Origin of the sequence: Paenarthrobacter sp. TYUT067 (assembly GCF_023656375.1) — a bacterium.
GTDB lineage: Bacteria > Actinomycetota > Actinomycetes > Actinomycetales > Micrococcaceae > Arthrobacter.
Genome location: NZ_JAMOIT010000004.1, coordinates 167,355 through 188,186 on the forward strand (window position 1 = coordinate 167,355; position 20,832 = coordinate 188,186).

Genomic DNA, 20,832 nt, shown 5'->3' on the forward strand with positions numbered 1-20,832 from the left:
AGAGGCTGATGGGGCCAATGTGAAAGAGCCAGCGACACAGATCTGCCCGGCGTTACCGGGTCTACGCCGCGACCACCGCGCGACGCTTGCGTGCCGACGCCGCGAGCTGATCCAAAACCGAGGCCGTGACGTCCCACTCCATGCAGGCATCCGTAACGCTCTGGCCGTACACCAGCTCCTGCTCCCCGGAAAGCTGCTGGGCGGTATCCAGGTTCTGCGCCCCTCCCACAAGGAAGCTTTCCAGCATCACACCGGCAATCGGCGAGGTCTCCCCTGCTTCCAGCTGCGCACCGATTTCCAGTGCAACCTCGGCCTGGCGGTGATGGCTCTTGCCACTGTTGGCGTGGCTGGCGTCCACGATCAGGCGAGGGTTGAGGCCCTTGGCAGCAAGCTTGCCCGAGGCCGCTGCGACGTCGTCGGCAGAGTAGTTGGGACCCTTGCGTCCGCCCCGGAGGATCACGTGGGTATCGGGGTTTCCGGAGGTCGCTACGAGAGCTGCCCGGCCGTCGTCGTCGATTCCCAGGAAGGCTTGCTCAGCGGCAGAGGCGCCGCACGCGTCGATGGCCACCTGGAGGTCGCCGTCGGTGCCGTTCTTGAACCCGATCGGCATGGACAGACCGGAGGCGAGCTGGCGGTGGATCTGGCTTTCGGTGGTGCGCGCACCGATGGCGCCCCAGGAGACGAGGTCCGCCATGTACTGCGGGCTGATGGGTTCCAGGAACTCGGTGGCCGTGGGCAGGCCCAGGGCGGCGACCTGCTTGAGGAAGCCGCGGGCGGCGCGCAGGCCTGCGGCGATGTCGTGGCTGCCGTCCAGGTGGGGATCGTTGATGAGGCCCTTCCAGCCGACGGTGGTGCGGGGCTTCTCGAAGTAGGTCCGCATCACGATCAGCAAGTCTTCCTTGTGCTTCTCGGCCTGGCTGACCAACCGGCGGGCGTATTCGAGCCCGGCCTTGGGATCGTGGATGGAGCACGGGCCCACAATCACCAACAGGCGATCGTCCACGCCGTCCATGATGGCGCGGACCTGGTCACGGCCGCGGTCGACGACGGCAGCTGAGCGGGCGTCCAGCGGCAACTCGGCGATGAGGTCCTGGGGCGCCGGAAGCGGTTCGAAACGGGCCACCCGCAGGTTGGAGGTGGCGGGCTGGGCGGAATCAGCCGGGTGGAGCGGTGTGGGTTCTGCAGCGATGCTGGTCATGTCTGGGTCCTGTTCCGGGATGCGGAGCGGGCCCCTTGTCAGAACCCGCCGGATATGGCGAAGGGCAGAGAGTAATCTCTGCCCTGTTGGCTCTGAAGGAAAGTTGGATGCGTGTCAGTTAGACGCGGGCCCCTCCAGAGCCAACGAAAAATACGCATACCAACGGTTTGTCATAGCCACACCATAACCGCGGTTCTTCATCGCGGGCAAATCGCTTCCATCAAGATGACAGTAGTTTGCGCAGGAACTGCAGCTGCTTGATCCAGTGGTGTTCCTGCCCGCCTTCGTGGTTGTTGAAGCGGTAAACCTCGATGTCCTTCTCAACCCCGCCGATGCGTGTGCCGAAGCCAGTGCCGTAGCTGTTGTAGCTCGCGAACACCGTTGACGGAGGGCAGATGTCATCCATTTGCGCAGCGGAGAATAGAGCGGGAACTGTAGCGGCACGGCCCAAGTGCACGCCGTCGAAGTAGTTCAGCACTGCCAGCATGGGCTCATACTTTTCGCGGTGCCGGCCCAGGAATCCGGCAATCTCGGGGTACGGGCCACGCGGGCTGATGTCGATCGCGCGGGGGAAGTCCTGCAGGAATGGGACGTCGGGCAGCGCGGCGATGACGCCGTCGAGCCTTCCAGCGGTCAGCCCGGCAGCGGCAACAGTAATGCCGCCACCTTGGCTCACGCCGGTAAGGATTACCTGTGAAGGGTCGACGGCGGGATGGTTCTGTGCCGCTTCTACCGCACGGAAGGCGTCCACATAGACCCGGCGGAAGTAGTAATCGTCCTGGTGCCCGGAACCACGGGTCATGAGCCCGGCGTAATTGACCTCGCCCGCCGAGGGGTGTGGATCCGGGGTGTCTCCGGAGACGCCGCCATAGCCTTGGCCGCGGGTGTCCATGATGAAGTGCGCGTACCCGGCCTGGGCCCAGCGGGTGTTCTGGTTGACCAGGCCGCGCCCGCCTGAGTAGCCGATGTACTCCACCACCACGGGAAGCTGCTCCCCCGACTCAAGCTGTGACGGCACGTGCAGCCAGCCCTTGATGCGGTCTCCCCCGAAGCCGGAGAACGTGACATCGAAGGTGTTGATCACGCTGAGGTAGTTGTCCACGGGTTCGAACACGGCATTGAGCGGGAGCGCCCGGGCCTCAGCGATGGTGCGATCCCAGAAGTCACTGAGATCGGCTGGTGCTACGGCCGTGGAGGAGTAGGTGCGGAGCTGGTCAAGGGGGAGGTCGAAGAGGGGCATGGTCCATTCCGGTTCGGGTGGGTCTGACTGAGCTGGCTGAGCTGCTGGAGTCGAAGGCTGATTGAGGACATCCTACGTCATGAGAGGCTCTAATGGTTGCTCAATTTGAATCGTTACATTTGGAGGCGGATCAGGCTAAACTAAACACAGCCAACCACGGGAAAGCGCTTGCTGAGGTGTAGCCTAAACCCGCCCGAACACTTTTGTGAAGACCCAAACGACGGCGTCACGCGCCATCGTCGCCGCGCCAGCCGAGGAGAGCCCATGGACACCAAGTCCGTCAGTAGCCCAACACCCAACAGGCCTGCTTCGACCGGGACTGCAGCGTCAACCGGGCCTGCCGGCGCCGCTGGACGTGCCACTGGGCCCGCCACTCCCCCCGCCCGAATCGCCCTGGTGGGCGTGCACGGCTTCGGCACGCACCATCTCCGCAACCTGGAGCGGCTAAGCAGCCAGGGCCTGGTGGACCTTGTTGCCGTGGCCGACCCGAATCCGCCGGCACCCGGAGCTTTGCCGGCCACCACGGCAGTGCATGCCAATCTGGACGAACTGCTGGCCGGCGAGCATAGACCGGACGTCATCATCGTGGCAACTCCCATCCAGACCCACGCCCCGTTGGCGCTGTCCGTTCTTGCTTCCGAGGCTGATCTTTACTTGGAGAAGCCCCCGGTTGCCTCGATGAGCGACTTCCTCCGCCTCCAGGAAGCGGCGGCAAAGGCTGGCCGCAGCGTTCAGATCGGTTTTCAGAGCCTCGGATCCCATGCCTTGGCAGCGTTGGAGAAGCTGGCCGGCGGGGATGCGGCGGAAGAGTTGCCGGGTATCGGCACTTTGAAGGGGATTTCCGCTACGGGACGCTGGGTCCGGGATCGGGCCTATTACAAGCGGTCCCGCTGGGCAGGCAAACGCAGCCTCGACGGCGTGGATGTGGTGGATGGCGTGGCGACCAATCCGCTGGCTCATGCGATTGCCACCGCACTCCGCATTGCCGGAGCCAGGGAAGCAGCGGATCTGGTATCCGTGGACACCGATCTCTACCGCGCCAATGACATCGAAGCGGACGACACCTCTGTGATCCGCATGCGGACCATCAACGGTTTGCCCATCACCTGCGCCCTCACGCTGTGCGCCACCGAATCCGTGGAACCGTATGTCACGCTCCACGGCACTGAAGGCACGGCAATATTCCACTACACGGAGGACCGGGTGACGGTCCGCACCGAAGCGGGCGAAACCGCTCACACGTTCGGTCGAGACGATCTCACGGAGAACCTCCTCCAACACCTGTCCCACGGCATGCCGCTGCTCAGCCCACTCGATCACAGCGGCGCCTTCATGAAGGTAGTGGAAGCCATCCGAACAGCAGAGGCACCTGCGCTGATTCCCACGGAATGCGTGAATTGGGTAGGAACGGGCGAGCAAGCCCACGCAGTGATTCCGAACATTGAGGACATCCTGGAACGCGCCACCCGCGCCCACGCTACCTTCTCCGAGTTGGGACTTCCTTGGGCTCTGCCGGTCACCGCTGGTGCCGAGGCACTCTTCTCCCCTGACGTGGACGCCAACGCCAACGCCTCCAACAACGGCGCCGCCGTCCTCCGCACCGGAAGCATCCTCGAGCCGGATCTCTCCCCGAGGCCCTACTTGCACCCGGTGACCACACAAGCCGGTGTGGTGGTAACGGATCACTTGCCCTCAGACCACGTATGGCACCTCGGCGCAGGATTTGCCCTGCAGGACGTCAACGGCAGCAACTTCTGGGGCGGTCGCAGCTACCGCAGAACAACGGGCAGGTACGTGGACTTGAAGGACCACGGCAGGATCGAAACGGCGAGCATCTCCCGGGAAAAAGACCACACCACGCTTGACCTCAGCTGGCTCGCAGCAGACGGTGAACTGGTCCTGAAGGAAAGCCGTTCCCTGAGCCGCACGCCCCTGGACGCCCGCACATGGCGACTCGACATTCAGACCCGGCTTACCGCCGTCGTGGATGTTTCGCTGGGCAGTCCCGGTTCGCATGGGGCTGCCGGCAGCGGCTACGGCGGATTCTTCTGGCGGCTTCCAGTCTGTACCGCCCCGCGCGTCTTCTCCTCCACAGCCGAGGGTGAGCCGTCCGTGCACGGCTCGGTGGCGCCGTGGCTCGCTTGGACGGGAGAGTTCGACGGCGGCCCTGCCACTTTGGTATTCGGCGCACCTTTGGAGTCGGCGGACCCGTGGTTCGTTCGGTGCAGCGGCTACCCCGCAGTGGGTTCGGCGCTGGCGTGGGACACCGCCGTAGAACTGGCCGCAGGTGACTCGATCACCCGGACCAACACGGTGTGGATCAGCGACGGAACGTTGGACGCAGCGGAGATCGAGGACCTGGTGGGCAGCGTCAGGATGTAGCGCGCTTGTCCGTCCTCGTCACTTTTCATCAACAGGGAGGACGGACAAAAGCCGGCTTGTGGGGGGTGGCTAGGCGCGCCGGCGAGCCGAGTAGAGCCACAGCAGCAAGCCAATCACTGCCGCCGACACCATGCCCAGTGCGCCCGTGACAACCAGTCCCGCCCGGACCCCAAAGTCTTCTGTAAGCCAGCCGGCCAGCAAACCGCCCAAAGCATGGCCACCCAGCAGGAGCGGGAAATACAGGGCCAGAACCCTGCCACGCACGCTGGCGCCGGCCTCGAGCTGCACCGCCGTTGCCGCGCTCGTGAGGAACACCAGGGTCATGAAACCCACCACAATGAGCATCACCACAAACCACTCCTGGGTGGGCATCACGGCAGCGAGGGCTTGCGTCAAGCCGAAAAGCCCGGCGCTGGCCACAATCCCTTTTCGTCCAAAGCGTTTGATGCGCGTGGCCACCAGCGCACCTGCCAGTGCGCCCAAGGCGCTGACGGTATTGAAGAGCCCAAAGCCTGCGGGACCGCTATGCCACACTCCGTCAGCGAACGCGGCGAGGACTACGGGCCCGTTCATGCCAAAGGCACCCAGTAAGCCCGCAAGCAGCATGGTCAGCAGCAGGGGCGGACGAGCGATGACGAAGCGGAAACCGGCCAGGATCTGGCCGCGCCGGGCACCCGGCTCAGTGGGCTCGTGAGAATGGTGCAGTTCGCCGGGCCTGATGGAGGCGATCATCACCAGGACCGAAACCCCTATCAAAGCGTTGGCCGCGAATGCCGAGGCCGGACCTGATTGGGCAATGACTACCCCTGCCAGTGCCGGGCCTGCCATGGCCCCCAACTGCCCTATTGCGCTGTTGAGGCCGATTGCGGCGGGCAGTCCGGCGTCGCCCACTACCTCGTTGACGAAGACCTGCCGTGCCGGTCCATCGATCGCACTGGTGATTCCCAGGGCTATGCAGGACGCATAGACCACCCAGACGTCCGTGCCGCCCGTCGCGTTCCACACAGCCAAAGCTGCGGCCAGCAACGCGGCGACGGACTGGCAAACCAGAAGGATGCGGCGTTTAGGGAACAGGTCCACCAGCACTCCGCTGATTGGACCCACCACCAGCATGGGCAGGAACTGGAGTGCAACGGCGACACCTACGGCGGCCGGACTCCCCGTGAGCTGCAGCACCAGCCAGTCCTGGGCGAGGCGTTGCATCCACACCCCGCCACTTCCTACAAGGGAGAGAGTGACGAAGATCCGGTAGTTGTGATGCCTCAGCGGGTAATGCCAGCTTTCCGTGGATCGGGCACGCGGGGCGGTGGATTTGGGGCGCAGTGGGAACGGGCGCGGCGACACGGAGTGTTCTGCTCGATTCAGCGGGCTGGGACGGATTCTTGTGGAGTTTTTGTACAGCTGATGCCCTTAAGGGCGCTCCTAAAGGGCATTAGCTGTACAAAAACTCAGCGATTGGCGCGGATTTTGATGGCGGCAGCGGCCAGAACCAGGGTCCCGGGGACGATCACGAACAGGGCCTGCAGCATCCACACGAAGACCACCGTCATGAACACGGCCGCGAGCAGCAGCAGGGATCCGGTCCAGTCGCGCAGCGAGTCGGCCTTGGCATTGGCATACGCGGCAGCCCAGCGTTGCGGGCCGGGAACGTCGGCGGATTGCTGGCCTGCGTCGCCGCTCCAGGTCACGCTCCCGCTCCAGTTGGCGGCGATACGCAGGAACAGCACGGCGCCGGCCGCAGCCAGGATCAGCGTGGCGGGCAGGATCGCTGCCCGGCCGGGCAGTTGACCTACCAGGGCGAGCAACAGGTTCAGGACAATCACGACGGCGGCTGCCGCCGTCGTGATGCCGATCTTCCAACTGCCGGGCAGCGCACGGCGGAAATTGCCCCACAGGCTTCGCAGGGAATCGTCCCTGCCGCTGAGGTGCCTTTCCAGGTGGGAGACGCCGGCCGCGTAGGCAGCCGGCGCCGTCACCAAGGGGACGGAAAGGAGGAGCACGATGACTCCCGCCAGGATGGTCTCGGCGAAGAGGGCAAAGCGGTTGACCGGAATCCCGGGGTTCGGCGAGGACTTGCCTGTGGCGTTCATAGTGCTCATTCTCTGCTACTCCTTAACCCTTGAGACCCTGGGTTGAGACGCCTTCGACGATGTAGCGCTGGAAGACCAGGAAGAAGACCAGCACGGGCAGGAGCGCCAGGACGGACATGGCGATCATGGCACCGTAGTCCGAGCTCTGGGTCTGGTCCACGAAGAGCCGCAGCGCCAGGGGTAGCGGGTATTTGTCCGGGGTGTTCAGGTAGAGCAGCGGGCCCAGGAAGTCGTTCCAGCTCCAGATGAAGGAAAAGATGGAGGTGGAGATCAGGGCCGGTTTCATCAGCGGAAGCATGATGGACCCGAAGATCCGGACGTGTCCGGCGCCGTCGATGCGGGCGGCTTCGTCCAGTTCGGCCGGCAGGCCGCGCATGAACTGGACCATGAGGAACACGAAGAACGCATCCGCGGCCAGGAACTTGCCGATCAGCAACGGCACGTAGGTGTCCACGAGGCCAAGCTGCTGGAACACGATGTACTGCGGGATGATCACCACGTGGAAGGGCAGCAGCAGGGTGGCGATCATCATGCCGAAGAACAGCCCACGGCCGGGGAAGTTGATCCGGGCGAACGCGTAGGCCGAGATGGACGCCGAGAGCACAGTACCTACGACGGCGCCGACGGCCAGGATCAGCGAGTTGGTGAAGAACGTCAGGGTGGAGACCCCGCCGATGCCTTCCATGGCGGTGGCGAAGTTATCGAAGCTGAAGTTGTTTGACCACAGCGCGTTGTTGGCGCCGCCGATCTCCGAGTTCGGCTTGAACGCCGCGGAGATCATCCACAGGGCCGGGTAGAGGACCATCGCCACCAAGCCCAGGGCCACGATGTGGAAGATGGTGCTCTTGATCCGTTTGACCGTGGTGGATTCGGACTTCGGGTTATAGACCGGCGCCGGGGTGGTTGTTGTTGGTTGGTTCTGGGTGGGGGTTGCCATGGTTGTCACTTTGCATCACCGCTGTAGTGGACCCAGGACTTGGAGGTCTTGAAGAAGATCAGCGTGATGATGCCGACCACGATCACCAGGAGCCAGGCCATCGCCGAGGCGTAGCCCATCCGGAAATCGGAGAAACCGCGCAAGTACAGGTAGAGGGTGTAGAAGAGGGTGGACCCTGCCGGGCCGCCTTCACCGTTGGAGATGATGTAGGCCGAGGCGAAGATCTGGAAGGCGTGGATGGTTTCCATCAGCAGGTTGAAGAAGATCACCGGGGACAGCATGGGCCAGGTGATATTCATGAACTTCCGCACCGGTCCGGCGCCGTCCATGGACGCCGCCTCGTAGAGATCCGCCGGGATCTGCTTGAGGCCGGCCAGGAAGATCACCATCGGGGCGCCGAACTGCCAGACGGTCAGGAGGATCATCATGCCCATGGTCATGTTGGGGTTGCCCACCCAACCGCCGAGGTTGATCCCGAAGAAGGACAGGCCTTGGTCCACGGGGCCGGAATCGCCGAACATGGCTTTCCAGACGATCGCGATGGACACCGACGCGCCGATCAGGGACGGGGCGTAGAACGAGGACCGGTAGAAGCCCTGGCCTTTGCGTTTGCTGTTGAGCAGCATCGCGATCGCCAACGCCGCCGCGAGCTTCAGCGGAGTACCGAAGACCACGTACTGCATGGTCACGCCCACCGACTGCAGGAACCGTTCGTCCTGGAAGAGGCTGACGTAGTTATCGAAGCCGATCCACTTGGGGGCATCGAAGAGGTTGTAGTTGGTGAAGGAAAGGTACAGCGAGGAAATCATCGGGCCTACGGTCAGGGCGATAAATCCCAGCAGCCAGGGCAACAGGAACGTGTAGCCGGCGCGGGCGTCCGCCCCGCGCCGGCGCGATTTACGCGGCGGCGTGGGAGCGGAAGCGGTGCGCCTGCTCAGGGTTGGGCTTTGAGTCACAGGATCAGTCCGTCAGTTATGAAGCTCGGATCAGACACAGAGTGTCTGGATCAGGCGTTCTGCTTGATAAGGTCTTCGGCTTCCTTGAACCACGCATCAACTGCGCCGTCCACGGTGAGCTTGCCGTAGTTGAGGTCCTGGGTGACGCGCTTGAACGTGGACTCCAGGGTGCCGAAACCGACGATGGGCGGCTCGGGGGCGTCCTTGAGGTACTTCTCGATGGACTTCTCGTAATCCACCACGAGCTTGTCCGTGCCTTCGAACGTGGTGCCGTCGCGTTGGGTCTTGGACGCAGGAACACCGCGGGAGGTCTTGAAGATCTGGCCCACCTCGGGATCGTTGACCATGAAGTCAATGAAGCGGGCGGCAGCATCCTTGTACTTGGTCTTGGCGCTGGCCACCATGAGCATGGACGGCTTGAGGAACAGGCCCAGGTTGTCCGGGTCATCCGACGGGACAGGAACCAGCTTGAGTTCCTTGGCACCGCTGTCAGCGAGGTAGCCGGCCATGAAGTTGTCCCACGTAACTTCCGTGGCAGTGACATTGGATCCGAACGGGGACTTGGGCAGCAACTGGGTGGCCTTGTCTTCGCCAACAATTGCCCCGGTACCGCGCAGGTCCGCGGTAAGGTTCCACCACTTCTTCAGATCGTCCTTGGAGAACCCAAGCTTGCCGTCCTCGGTGAAGGCCTGGATGTTGTTCTGGCGCAGCCAGATGTTGAAGTTCCACCAAATGCCGGTGTAGTCGGTGCCACCGAACAACGTGCCGTTGCCCTTGGCGCCAACCTCGGCCAGGAAGGTGTTGAATTCTTTGTAGTTCCACGTGCCATCGGGCTCTGCGATTCCCAAGGAAGCGAGTTTGGCGGGATCGTAGTAGACCGCGAAGGCGTTGGTGCTGGTGGGGATGCCGTAGGTCTTGCCGCGGATCTGGCCCGAGGGAAGGAGCGACTTGTCGAATGCGTCCGTGTTGATCTTGACGGTGCCAAGGTCCAGGAGCTGGTTCCGCTGACCGTAGTCACGCAGGTAGGAGAGGTCCCACTGCATCACGTCCGGCAGGCCACCACCGGCGGCTTCGGTGGCACGCTTCTGCCAGTAGCCTGCGAAGTCGGAGAAGTTGCCGTTGACCTTGATGTCCGGATTCTTGGACTCGAAGAGCGCAATGGCTTTGCGGGTGCGCTCAGCTCGGTCATCGTTGCCCCACCAGGTGTAGGTGATGGTGACGGGGTTCTCCGCGGAACCCGTCTGTCCTGCCGTTGAGGATTGGCCACAAGCGGACAGGAACGCGGCAGATGCGGTGCCCAGAGCCACCGTGGTGAGGAATTTCCTTCTATCGAACATAAGAGCCTCCTTGCTCAGTTGGTGCAAGCTTCCGAGTTCTCTACAACGTGGTAGTGACTTCGCTTACACTCCTTCTGAATCGATACAATATCTCTAATGGCGGATCTGGGCAAGCGTTTTCCAAAGATCGCAATTTGACCGGTACGCTGCATTCATACCTTCAGTACCTCCAGTACCAGCACGGCCCACCTGACGAAGGAGTCCCCTTGACTTCCCCCGAAATCCCACGCAGTCCATCCGTCTGGAACAGCATCGACGGACTCGCATACGGCGGCGACTACAACCCCGAGCAGTGGCCGGAGGACATCCGGCTTGAGGACATTGAGCTCATGAAGGAAGCCGGGGTCAACTTCCTCAGCGTCGGCATTTTCTCCTGGGGGCTCCTGGAGCCCACTGAAGGGAACTACGACTTCGGCTGGTTGGACGATGTCATGGACAACCTCCACGGAGCCGGAATTAAGGTCGCGCTAGCAACAGCCACCGCTTCTCCCCCTGCCTGGCTGGCCCGCAAATACCCCGAGATCCTGCCCGTTACCGCGGAAGGAATCCGGCTTGAACGTGGCTCGCGACGCCACTACACGCCGTCGTCGTCCGTGTACCGCAGGTACGCCACCGCCATGACGCGGGTCATCGCCGAACGCTACAAAAACCACCCGGCCCTGGCACTCTGGCACGTGGACAACGAGCTTGGCTGCCACGTTGGCGAGTTCCATGGCGAGGAAGACGCAGCGGCTTTCCGCGCTTGGCTTGAACGGCGCTACGGTTCCATCGAGGCCCTCAACGAGGCCTGGGGTACGGCGTTCTGGTCCCAGCATTACGCATCGTTTGACGAGATCATCCCGCCGGGCGCAGCTCCCACTACATTGAACCCTGGGCAACAGCTGGACTTCGCGCGCTTCAACTCCTGGGCCTTCATCGACTACTACCGCGAGCTGCTGGCCGTGATCCGTGACGTCACCCCCAACGTTCCGGCGACCACCAACTTCATGGTCTCCAGCGCCACCAAGGCCCTGGACTACTTCGATTGGTCCAAAGACATGGACGTGATCGCCAACGATCACTACCTCGTGGCCGCTGACCCGGAGCGGGAAATCGAACTCGCGTTCAGCGCGGACCTGACCCGCGGTGTAGCCGGCGGTGAGCCGTGGATCCTCATGGAACACTCGACGTCGGCGGTCAACTGGCAGCCGCACAACCAGCCCAAAATGCCCGGCGAAATGCTCCGGAACTCACTAACGCATGTGGCCCGCGGTGCCGACGCCGTCATGTTCTTCCAGTGGCGGCAGAGCAAGGCCGGCTCCGAAAAGTTTCACTCCGCCATGGTTCCCCACGGCGGCCGCGACACGCAGGTGTGGCGCAACGTGGTGGACCTCGGCGAGGCGCTGTCCAGGCTGGAACCTGTCAAAGGCTCCCGCGTGGACTCGCGGGTCGCGATCGTGTTCGACTACGAAGCCTGGTGGGCCTCCGAGCTGGACTCACACCCGAGCAATTCACTGAAGTACTTGGACACCATGCGGGCGTTCCACCGTTCCCTCTATAAGCGCGGGATCACCGCGGACTTCGTGCACCCGTCATCGGACATCTCCGGATATGACCTGATCCTGGTGTGCACGTTGTACGCCGTCACGGATTCAGCGGCCGCCTCCATCGCGGCAGCCGCGGAGGGTGGCGCCACCGTGCTGATCAGCTACTTCAGCGGCATTGTTGATGAACGGGACCACGTTCGATTGGGCGGCTACCCGGGCGCTTTCCGTGAACTTTTGGGCGTTCGGGGTGAAGAATTCCACCCGCTCTTCCCCGGTACCTCGGTCACGTTGAGCGACGGCGCGGTATTTGCCTCCGGAACAGTGGGATCCGTGTGGAGCGAGAACGTGCGTGCCGCCGGGGATACGGAAGTTTTGGCAGCCTTCACCGAGTACCCGCTCACCGATGTCCCGGCCCTGACGCGGCGAAGTGTGGGCACCGGTTCAGCCTGGTACCTCGCAACCCTCCCCGACCCCGAAGGCATCGACGCACTCACCGCCCGGTTGGTGGACGAAGCAGGGGTGACACCCGTTGCTGAGGTTTCTTCCGGCGTCGAACTTGTCCGACGGCGCGCCGCGAACGGCCGCACCTTCCTGTTTGCCATCAACCACAGCCGGGAAGACGTCACAGTGAAGGCCGACGGCGGCGAACTGCTCAGCGGCGAACGCTTCACTGGGGTGGTACCCGCCGGAGCCGTGGCCGTCATCGCGGAAGACTGACCCAAGAAGGGACAGCACACGCAAAAACCGCGCCCCGGACGGATCACGAATGATTCGCCTGGGGCGCGGTTTACGGTGCGAAAGCTAGCTGATGGCGGACTTCATTTCATCCACTGCCTTCTTGCCGGCTTCTTCGGTGGAAAGCCTGTTGAACAGGACCTCCGAGGTGTAGCGCTTGATGATTTCCTGGATGGCCCCTGCGCCCTTCGGCGGTGCTGCCGGAGCCTCTCCAAGTTCGTCCTTGATCGCGTCAATGAAGCTGACAACCTTGACGTCGGCCTTGGCCAGCTTGGGAGCGATGGCCTCGCGGACCTCCGAGTTGGGGTACACGCCGCGGTCGGCCAGAAGTGCCTCGCCAGCCTTGACGTCGTTGGCCAGGAAGTTGATGAACTTGGCCGTCTCTTCAGGGTGCTTGGTGCGTGATGATGCGGACCAGAACTGCGAAGCCTTGTACCAGAGCTTGGAGTCCTCAGCCTTGCCCGTCTTGGACGGGAAGCGCATGATCTGCAGTTCTCCGCCTGCAGCTTTCTCCAAGGCCGGAAGCTGGTTGGACCACCAGAAGGCCAGTCCGTTCTTACCCGTAGCCAGGCCACTCTGGTCCAGCGGGGCTGCCTCGGCTTCAACAACCTCGGACGCTGAGGGAACAGCCTTCTTCTCGCTGAGTTCCTTCAGGAAACCCCACCACTGGGCGATGTCCGAGGGCTCGAAGCCAAGCTTGCCGTCCTCGGTGTAGAGGGACTTGCCGTTCTGGCGGAGCCACACCCCGAGGGAAGCTTCATCCGTACCATAAGCGGCTGCGCCGTAGGTGCCCTTGGGCGACTTGGCCGTGATCTCGGCGGCGACGCGCTCGAAGTCTTCCCACGTCCAGGTCTTGTCATCGGGGATAGCGACTCCGGCAGCCTCGAACACTGCCGGGTTGGCCAGGATGGTGGCGGCGTTGATGCCGGCAGCGATACCGGTCAGGCCGTCCTCGCCCTGTCCGGCTTCCAGCGCGGCCTTGTCGAGCTTTGAGGTATCGATCTGGTATTTGGAGAGGTCCAGCAAGGCACCGCGGGTGGAGTATTCGGTGATGTACTTCTCGTCCATCTGGATGATGTCCGGAGCGTCATTGGCTGCCACCTGCGTAGCCAGTTTGTCCCAGTAGCCACTCCAGTCGCCATACTCCGGCTTGATCTTGATGTTTGGATTCTCGGCCTCGAAGGCGGCGATGGCAGCCTGGGTCACCTGGGCGCGCTTGTCGCTGCCCCACCAGGAGAAGCGCAACTCCACCTTGCCGTCAGCACTCTTGGCCTCCGACCCCCCACCGCAAGCGGTGAGGGCAAGAACTGCAGCAGCTGTTGCTGCCACCAGGGCTGAGGCACGAACTCTACGCCGTGCTTTGGGGGCCCGGGCCTTGAGGGCTGCGGTTCCCGACTCTTCTGCGGGGGCGACTGCTTCACCCTTGGGATGTACCGGCACTATTGTCTCCGATCTTCATTGATCCTGATGCGATTGGGAAAGCGTTTTCTTACTTTTCATTATGATACAAGTCACATGCTTGTATTACAAGATATCAACTTGTCTTAGTTGTTGGATTGTCGACGGCGGCATGCAGCCATGCAGTCGGCACGCACCGGCGTCGACGGGCACGCCCTACAGCGGTACCCAGCAAAAGGGGGCGGGACCAACCGCCCCCTTCAGAGAAGCCGGCGGCCTACTTGATGCCGGTGGTGGCGATTCCCTTGATGAGGAATCGCTGGCCGAAGAGGAACACCAGGAACACCGGGAGCAGGGACACGATGGACATTGCGAAGAGCGATCCCCAGCTGGTTGCCGACTGCGAGTCAACGAAGGCGCGCAGGGCCACGGGAACAGTGAACATGTCCGGGTCCGTGAGGTAAATCAGTGCGCCGAAGAAGTCATTCCAGGTCCAGATGAACGTGAAGATGGTGGTGGTTGCCAGGGCCGGGACCATCAGAGGCAGAATCACGCGCAGGAAGATCCTGGGGTGGCCGGCACCGTCAATGCGGGCTGCTTCGTCGAGGTCCTTGGGGATGCCGCGGATGAACTGGACCATGAGGAAGACGAAGAACGCGTCCGTGGCCAGGAGTTTGGGCACGATCAGCGGCCAGAAAGTGTTCACCCAGCCGATCTGGGAGAACAGGATGTACTGCGGCACGATTACCACATGGAAGGGCAGCATGATGGTCAGCAGCATGATGCCGAAGAAGAGTTTCTTACCGCTGAACTGCAGGCGGGCGAAGGCATAGGCCGCCATGGAGCAGGAAACCAGGTTGCCAACGATCGAGCCCAGGACCACGATCGCGGAGTTGATCATGTAGTGCCCGAACGGGTGAGTCAACGCGGACCAGCCATCGGTGTAGTTGCTCATTTCCAGGTTCTCCAGCCAGAGGCCGGGTTCGCGGAAGATGAGGTCGTTGGGGCGCAGGGAGGAGACCACCATCCACAGCAGCGGGTAGATCATCACGCCGCCTACAAGGATCAGGATGGCGTGTTTGATCAGGCCCTTGGTCCGGGCGGAGCGGCTGAAGGCCAGGTTCCCCCGGGATTCGCGGCGGCGCGGGCTCTTGCCGGACTGGCCGGCTTTGGCATCGGAGGCAGAAGCTGCGGGGAGGGTCTGGAGTTTAGTCATCGTAGAACACCCAATACTTTGAAGCGATGAAGTTGATGGCAGTGAAGACACCGATGATGACCAGCAGGAACCAGGCCATCGCTGAGGCGTAACCCATATCGAACTGGCCGAAGCCCTTTTGGTACAGGTACAGGGTGAAGAACATGGTGGAGTCGGACGGGCCGCCGTTACCGCCGGAGACGATGAACGCCTGGGTGAACGACTGGAACGAACCGATGATCTGCAACACCAGGTTGAAGAAAATGATGGGGCTCAGCATCGGAAGCGTGATCCGCCAGAACTGCTGCAACGTGGTGGCACCATCGACCTTGGCGGCCTCGTAGTACATCACCGGGATCTGCCGAAGACCGGCAAGGAAGATGATCATCGGGGCACCGAACGTCCACACGTGCAGCAGGATGATCGAACCCAGCGCGGTCCCGGGATCGGAGATCCAGCCGGGCCCCTGGATGCCCACCATCGCCAGGACCTGGTTCACCAAGCCCGTGGTGCCGAAGATCTGCTTCCACAAGATAGCGATCGCTACTGAACCGCCCAACAGTGAGGGCAAGTAGAACACTGAACGGTAGAACGGAAGGCCACGCAGCCCCTTGTCCAGGACCAATGCGATCAACAACGCCACCGCCAACTGCAACGGCACACCCACCAGCACATACGTGAACGTCACGCCGAGCGAGTTATGCAGGCGCGCATCACCGAACATCCGGACGAAGTTATCCAGGCCCACCCATTCCGGGGGCTGCAACAGGTTGTAATCCGTGAACGACAGATACAACGACATCAGCATCGGACCGATGGTAATAGCCACCAACCCCACCAACCACGGCAAGAGGAAGATATACGCAGCCTTGTTATCCCGGCCGTTCGCCTTCTTCTCTTCCTTGGTAGCAGGGCCCTTACGGCGGGTCATCGTGGAGAGTTCGCCAATAGCGCTCATCGCTTCCCCTTCACAGGCCCGCGGACGCTTCGCGGCGTCCCCGTGCGTAGTACAGCGGCCATGTGGTCTCCTTTGGTCATCGTGGCCATCCACGGACATCGAGTCTGGTTGGTACTTGCCTTCCGGGACGCCGACCTTCCGGCGTTCCCTCCTGAGGTGCCAGGATCGAGGTCCCGGGTTTCAGCGGCTCCGTATCAAAGTAAACGTTTTCTTGACCCTTGTACAGCCTTTTGCTAATTTTTGAGAAAGCGTTTTCTTGCGAAACCGCCCCAACTTGTTTTTCCACGCTGACGAAGCCCGGCGTGCGCTGGAGCACACCTTCCGCATCGATAAGGCAGGACACTATTGTTCCCCACCGACTCCGCCTGCCATGACCACCGTTGACATGGCAGCATCCCCCACCAGACCCAGTGCACTTGCTGGTTACGAGGATTGGCCGGCCTATGCAGCCAAGCACCGATTCGCTGCCGAGCTCACCGCCGGCCCACCAGAAGCCAGACAACTTGCCGACACCCTTGGCGTGCCCGCCGTAATACCAGACATTGAGTACACAGTGCTTGCCGAATCGGAGCACGACGGCGTCATCACCTCGCATCTGCAGTGGCAGTTGGGTTTCGGCCCTGCCACATCCGCCTGGTTCGTACGACCTGCCCGGGCAACCGGCCCGCAGCCCGGACTGCTCGCCCTTCACTGCCATGGCGGAATCAAGGCATACGGCGCTGAGCGGCTGGTGCGGTTCGAACACAACCCGGAAGATAACGACGGCGGCATCTCCGCGGCGGTCGCCTCCGGTTTTTCGTCGCTTGCGTTGCCGCCCCTGGACGTCAGGGCGAAGCTCTACGGCGGCCGGGCACTCGCCACGTGGTTGGCCCGGCACGGCTTTGCCGTCCTTGCGCACGATGCCTTCATGTGGGGCAGCCGACGCTTTGAACTCGATCCCCTTCCGTGGCGGACTGCCAACGCCGACAACGGCCGGAAGGCACTATGGCGGGAGGCCGGCGTCGAACTTTCCGTGGCGGAACATTACGACGCCGCGGCGGCTTCCCACGAGGAAACCGTGGCGAAAGCCGCAACGCTGATCGGGACCACCGTGGCCGGGACCGTTGCGCATGACGACCTCGCGGCCCTGGGTGTCCTCGCGTCCCTGCCGGGCGTGGATAGGGATCGGCTCGGTTGCCTGGGATTCTCCGGCGGCGGCGGACGGGCGATGGTACTCGGTGCCCTGAGCCCGCTGATCCGCAGCTACGTGGTCACGTGCATGATGACCACCTTCGAGTCACTCCTGCCCTCATACTTGGACGCGCATTCCTGGTTACTGCACTCCCCAGGCCTGGCCGGGCTAGGTGACTGGCCGGACCTGGCCATCCGTTCCACTACCGAAAAAGTGCTGGTCCAATACGCCCTGGATGACCCCCTGTTCCCGGAACGGGGTATGCGCGACGCGCACCAGCATCTAGTGGAGGGCATGCCCGCCCGCTACACCGGAAGTTTTTGGCAGGAACCACACGTCTTCACCCGGGCCATGCAGGACGAGGCCGCCGCGTTCCTCACCTCCGCATTGCAGCCCCGCCCCACCACCGCTACCCACGCACCTGACCCCGCTAGGACAGCCTCATGACACAACCCCTGACCGCCACCACCGAGCGCATTGCCCGGCTCCCGCGCATCGCGCTGGTGGGCGTGCACGGTTTCGGCGAACGGCACTTGGACAACCTCGGCAGGCTGAGTGCCAACGGCGTCTTGGAGTTGGTGGCCGTCGCCGATCCCCTGCCCCCGGCGGACGGAACGCTGGGCCCGGAGGTGAAGGTCTTCGCTTCCCTTGACGAGCTCCTGGCTGCAGGTACCAAACCGGACGTGGTCATCGTCTCCACCCCCATCCAAACCCACGCACCTCTTGCCCTCGCCGCCCTCAACGCAGGTGCCAACGTGTACTTGGAAAAACCGCCGGTGGCTTCCATGGCCCAATTCGAGGAGCTCATGGAGGCGGCTGCGAGCGCCGGCCGTCTGGTGCAGGTGGGTTTTCAGAGCCTGGGCTCGGAGGCTTTGCCCGCAATCGAGGCCGTGGTGGCATCCGGCGAGATCGGCGATGTCCGAGGCATCAGCGCTACCGGACTGTGGCTGCGGAACAAGGCGTACTTCAAGCGGTCACGATGGGCCGGCAAGCGGAGCCTCAACGGGACCGACGTGGTGGACGGAGTGGCCACCAATGCCTTGGCACATGCTGTGGCTACCGGTCTCCGGCTAGCTGGTGCGCGGACTGTGGCGGACGTTGATTCCGTGGAGACGGACTTGTACCGCGCCAACCACACCGAAAGCGACGACACGTCCGTGGTGCGGGTCCGGATTGCGGGAAGTACTGTGCTGACGTGCGCCCTGACCCTGTGCGCGCCCGTGCAGTCCGCGCCGTCGGTCACCATTGACGGGACTCTCGGTCAGCTCACCCTCTTCTACACGGAGGACCGCGTGGAGGTTACCACCCCCCAAGGCACCCGGACGGAGACCTTTGGGCGGACCGACCTGCTGGAGAACCTGCTGGCCGCCCGCACGGAACAGGATCTGCTCAGCCCGCTGTCCGGATCGGGTGCCTACGTTTCTGTCTTGGAGGCCATCCGCACAGCAGATGCTCCCCGGCTGATCCACCCGGAATTCATCACCTGGGAAGGTGAGGGCGACGCCGCCCACCCCGTGGTCCATGGCATCGAATCGCTGATCCGCCGGGCAGCCCTGGGGCAGGCCACGTTCGCGGAGCTCGGAGCGCCCTGGACCGTTTCCGACGAGCCCGCCCTGCAAGCCGATGAAACTCTGCACGTTAATGGCGTCCCTGTCGCTACCCTGCAGGACGGGACCCGGATCCGGCCTACGTCCTCGCCACGCCCTTACCTGCACCCCGTGCGAACCCTCGCGGGAACCGTGGTCACCGATCACATCCCGGAAGACCATGTGTGGCACCTCGGGGCGGGAGTGGCCCTCCCGGACGTGGACGGCATCAACTTCTGGGGCGGCCGGACCTACACCCGCGACGCCGGAGCGTACGTTTGGCGTAAGGATCACGGCAGGATCGTCACAGAGTCCGCGGAGCACAGTGAAGGACACAGGCGCGAACAGCTGAGCTGGATCGGCCCGGACGGCACACCCGTGCTCCGCGAACAGCGCGAGTGGCGCTGGTCCGCCGTCGGACATTCAACGTGGAAACTGACGCTGGACTTCACACTGGACTCAGCCACAGGACGTCCGGTGCTGCTGGGCAGCCCGGGCTCCAACGGGCGGCCGCAAGGTGGTTACGGCGGCTTCTTCTGGCGGCTCCCCAAGGTTGGCGACGCGACTATTTGGACACCGGACGCGCGGGGCGAGGACACCGTACATGGCACCGTGGCGCCATGGCTGGCTTGGTCCGGAACGTTCGACGCCGGCACAGCCACCGCTACGCCCGTCACCGGCGTCCCCGGGCTGGGACGCCCGGCAACCCTCGTGTTCCTTGCCTCACCGCAGGCACCGGATCCGTGGTTCGTGCGGCACTCGGGGTACCCCGGGGTTGGGCTGTCCTTGGCCTGGGACACCCCGGTGACCGCCGAACCGGGAAAACCTGTCCACAGAACCGTCACCGTCCTCATCACGGACGGCTTCCTGGCCACACAAGACATTGAACAACTCATCACAACTTTGGGGGAACCGGCATGACCACGCCTACTCAATTCACGCCAGCTCTGACCGCAGTCACTGCGCGAAGCCAGCCCACTGCGCCCGGCCCTCTGACTGCGCCTGGCAACGTCGCCGACCGTGCAGTGAAGCGCCGGCGGGTGTTGGACATCATGGACGCTGCGGGTCGCGACTCGCTGCTGCTGACATCCAACACAGCCCTTACCTGGTACCTGGACGGCAGCCGTGTGCACATCAGCCTGGCCGGCGACCCCATTGCCGCCCTCTTGGTGGACCGCACCGGTGATCACCTGGTCACGTTCAACAACGAGGCCGGCCGGATCGCAGCTGAAGAATTGCCCGAGGACGTCAGCCTTGACACAGTTCCCTGGCATGGCCAGTTGCATGCCTTCGCGGCCGGGCTGGCCCTTGACGGTGACCCGTTACTGGAAGCGGCTGTCACCGCTGAACTGCGTGCGGCCCGGCAGCAACTCCTTCCCGGCGAGACGGCCCGCTACGCCGAACTTTCCGCCGACGCAGCCGCCGCCATGACCGATGTCCTTGCTGCTGCGACGCCGGAAACCACGGAATTCCAGCTCGTCTCGGAGCTGGCCGCGCGGATTGTTTCGGTGGGAGCCGAGCCGCTGGTCCTCCTTTGCAACGGAGCGTCCCGCAGCGACTTCCGCCACCCCTTGGCCACGCACTCCCCCATCGGACGCCGCGCCATGGCTGTGGTCTGCGCCCGTCGGAACGGACTGGTTGCCAACGTCACCCGTTGGGTAGCATTCGACGCCGGCACTCCCCGGGAGCTCGACGCCGAGGCCCGCATCGCCGCAGTTGAGGCGGACATTCTCCGGGCGACGGTTCCCGGCGCCCGCCTCAATGAGATCTTCGCCGAGATCAAACTGGCATACCTCCGGCACGGCTTTGGCGAGGACCAGTGGACGCTTCACCACCAGGGCGGCCCGGCCGGCTATGCGGGGCGCGATCCCCGGGTCACCGCAGACGTTACGGATACCGTGGTGCTCAACCAGCCTTTCACGTGGAACCCGTCCGGCCCCGGCGTGAAGATCGAGGACACGGTGCTGCTCACTGAATCCGGCGTGCGCGTCCTGACCGTCGACGAACGGTGGCCGACCACCCCAGTTGACGGCCGCCGTCGTCCGCTGACGCTTCGCCCGTAAGCAACCCGAAAGGGGCGGGGTCACCGTGTTGGTGACCCCGCCCCTTTCGTGTGCCCTACG

15 protein-coding genes are annotated in these 20,832 nt (G+C 63.4%); 5 read left to right on the plus strand and 10 right to left on the minus strand.

Annotated elements, in window-relative coordinates; all coding sequences use genetic code 11:
• Window positions 1-61: 61 nt before the first annotated feature.
• Together MOD31_RS05090 and MOD31_RS05095 are read right to left on the minus strand one after the other, a co-directional pair.
• Complete coding sequence (locus MOD31_RS05090) at window positions 62-1,198, minus strand: 3-deoxy-7-phosphoheptulonate synthase (protein ID WP_223940835.1); 1,137 nt, start codon at window positions 1,196-1,198, stop codon at window positions 62-64.
• 220 nt (window positions 1,199-1,418) lie between these two features.
• A complete protein-coding gene (locus MOD31_RS05095; RefSeq protein WP_250820037.1) occupies window positions 1,419-2,438 on the minus strand; it encodes an acetylxylan esterase in 1,020 nt (339 codons plus the stop codon).
• Window positions 2,439-2,702: 264 nt separating this feature from the next.
• Between MOD31_RS05095 and MOD31_RS05100 the strand changes: the two genes are divergently transcribed.
• On the plus strand, window positions 2,703-4,820 hold the full coding sequence (locus MOD31_RS05100; protein WP_250820038.1) for a DUF6807 family protein: 2,118 nt from the start codon (window positions 2,703-2,705) through the stop codon (window positions 4,818-4,820).
• A gap of 69 nt (window positions 4,821-4,889) precedes the next feature.
• Here the strand turns inward: MOD31_RS05100 and MOD31_RS05105 are convergent, their stop codons facing one another.
• From MOD31_RS05105 to MOD31_RS05125, 5 genes are all read right to left on the minus strand, one after another.
• Window positions 4,890-6,164, minus strand: coding sequence for an MFS transporter (locus MOD31_RS05105; protein WP_250820039.1), 1,275 nt, complete (start codon window positions 6,162-6,164; stop codon window positions 4,890-4,892).
• A 104-nt stretch (window positions 6,165-6,268) separates the two neighbouring features.
• Window positions 6,269-6,910 carry a Poxvirus protein I5 gene (locus tag MOD31_RS05110; protein WP_250820067.1) on the minus strand — a complete coding sequence of 214 codons (642 nt, stop codon included), beginning with the start codon at window positions 6,908-6,910 and terminating at the stop codon, window positions 6,269-6,271.
• 22 nt (window positions 6,911-6,932) lie between these two features.
• A complete protein-coding gene (locus tag MOD31_RS05115; protein WP_166841806.1) occupies window positions 6,933-7,856 on the minus strand; it encodes a carbohydrate ABC transporter permease in 924 nt (307 codons plus the stop codon).
• Window positions 7,853-8,803 (minus strand): carbohydrate ABC transporter permease, encoded by a 951-nt coding sequence (locus tag MOD31_RS05120; RefSeq protein ID WP_166841807.1) that lies wholly within the window; start codon window positions 8,801-8,803, stop codon window positions 7,853-7,855. The genes MOD31_RS05115 and MOD31_RS05120 overlap by 4 nt, the downstream gene beginning before the upstream one ends.
• Before the next feature lie 50 nt (window positions 8,804-8,853).
• Window positions 8,854-10,140 (minus strand): ABC transporter substrate-binding protein, encoded by a 1,287-nt coding sequence (locus MOD31_RS05125; RefSeq protein WP_142938075.1) that lies wholly within the window; start codon window positions 10,138-10,140, stop codon window positions 8,854-8,856.
• 206 nt (window positions 10,141-10,346) lie between these two features.
• On the opposite strand from MOD31_RS05125, the gene MOD31_RS05130 reads away from it, so the two are divergent.
• Window positions 10,347-12,383: a beta-galactosidase gene (locus MOD31_RS05130; protein WP_250820040.1), complete on the plus strand. Its 2,037-nt coding sequence runs from the start codon at window positions 10,347-10,349 to the stop codon at window positions 12,381-12,383.
• A gap of 84 nt (window positions 12,384-12,467) precedes the next feature.
• On the opposite strand, the gene MOD31_RS05135 is transcribed toward MOD31_RS05130, so the two are convergent.
• From MOD31_RS05135 to MOD31_RS05145, 3 genes are all read right to left on the minus strand, one after another.
• Window positions 12,468-13,841 (minus strand): ABC transporter substrate-binding protein, encoded by a 1,374-nt coding sequence (locus tag MOD31_RS05135; protein ID WP_250820041.1) that lies wholly within the window; start codon window positions 13,839-13,841, stop codon window positions 12,468-12,470.
• A 235-nt stretch (window positions 13,842-14,076) separates the two neighbouring features.
• Window positions 14,077-15,015 (minus strand): carbohydrate ABC transporter permease, encoded by a 939-nt coding sequence (locus MOD31_RS05140; RefSeq protein WP_250820042.1) that lies wholly within the window; start codon window positions 15,013-15,015, stop codon window positions 14,077-14,079.
• Window positions 15,008-15,952, minus strand: a complete 945-nt coding sequence (locus tag MOD31_RS05145) for a carbohydrate ABC transporter permease (protein ID WP_142938071.1) — start codon at window positions 15,950-15,952, stop codon at window positions 15,008-15,010. Before MOD31_RS05145 ends, MOD31_RS05140 begins: the two co-directional genes overlap by 8 nt.
• A gap of 370 nt (window positions 15,953-16,322) precedes the next feature.
• Here MOD31_RS05145 and MOD31_RS05150 point away from each other — a divergent pair, with 370 nt between their 5' ends.
• From MOD31_RS05150 to MOD31_RS05160, 3 genes are read left to right on the plus strand one after another with little or no spacing between them, the layout of a single operon-like run.
• Window positions 16,323-17,570, plus strand: coding sequence for an acetylxylan esterase (locus MOD31_RS05150; RefSeq protein ID WP_250820043.1), 1,248 nt, complete (start codon window positions 16,323-16,325; stop codon window positions 17,568-17,570).
• Window positions 17,567-19,630 carry a DUF6807 family protein gene (locus MOD31_RS05155; RefSeq protein ID WP_250820044.1) on the plus strand — a complete coding sequence of 688 codons (2,064 nt, stop codon included), beginning with the start codon at window positions 17,567-17,569 and terminating at the stop codon, window positions 19,628-19,630. The genes MOD31_RS05150 and MOD31_RS05155 overlap by 4 nt, the downstream gene beginning before the upstream one ends.
• A complete protein-coding gene (locus MOD31_RS05160) occupies window positions 19,627-20,772 on the plus strand; it encodes a Xaa-Pro peptidase family protein (protein ID WP_250820045.1) in 1,146 nt (381 codons plus the stop codon). Before MOD31_RS05155 ends, MOD31_RS05160 begins: the two co-directional genes overlap by 4 nt.
• Window positions 20,773-20,832 lie beyond the last annotated feature (60 nt).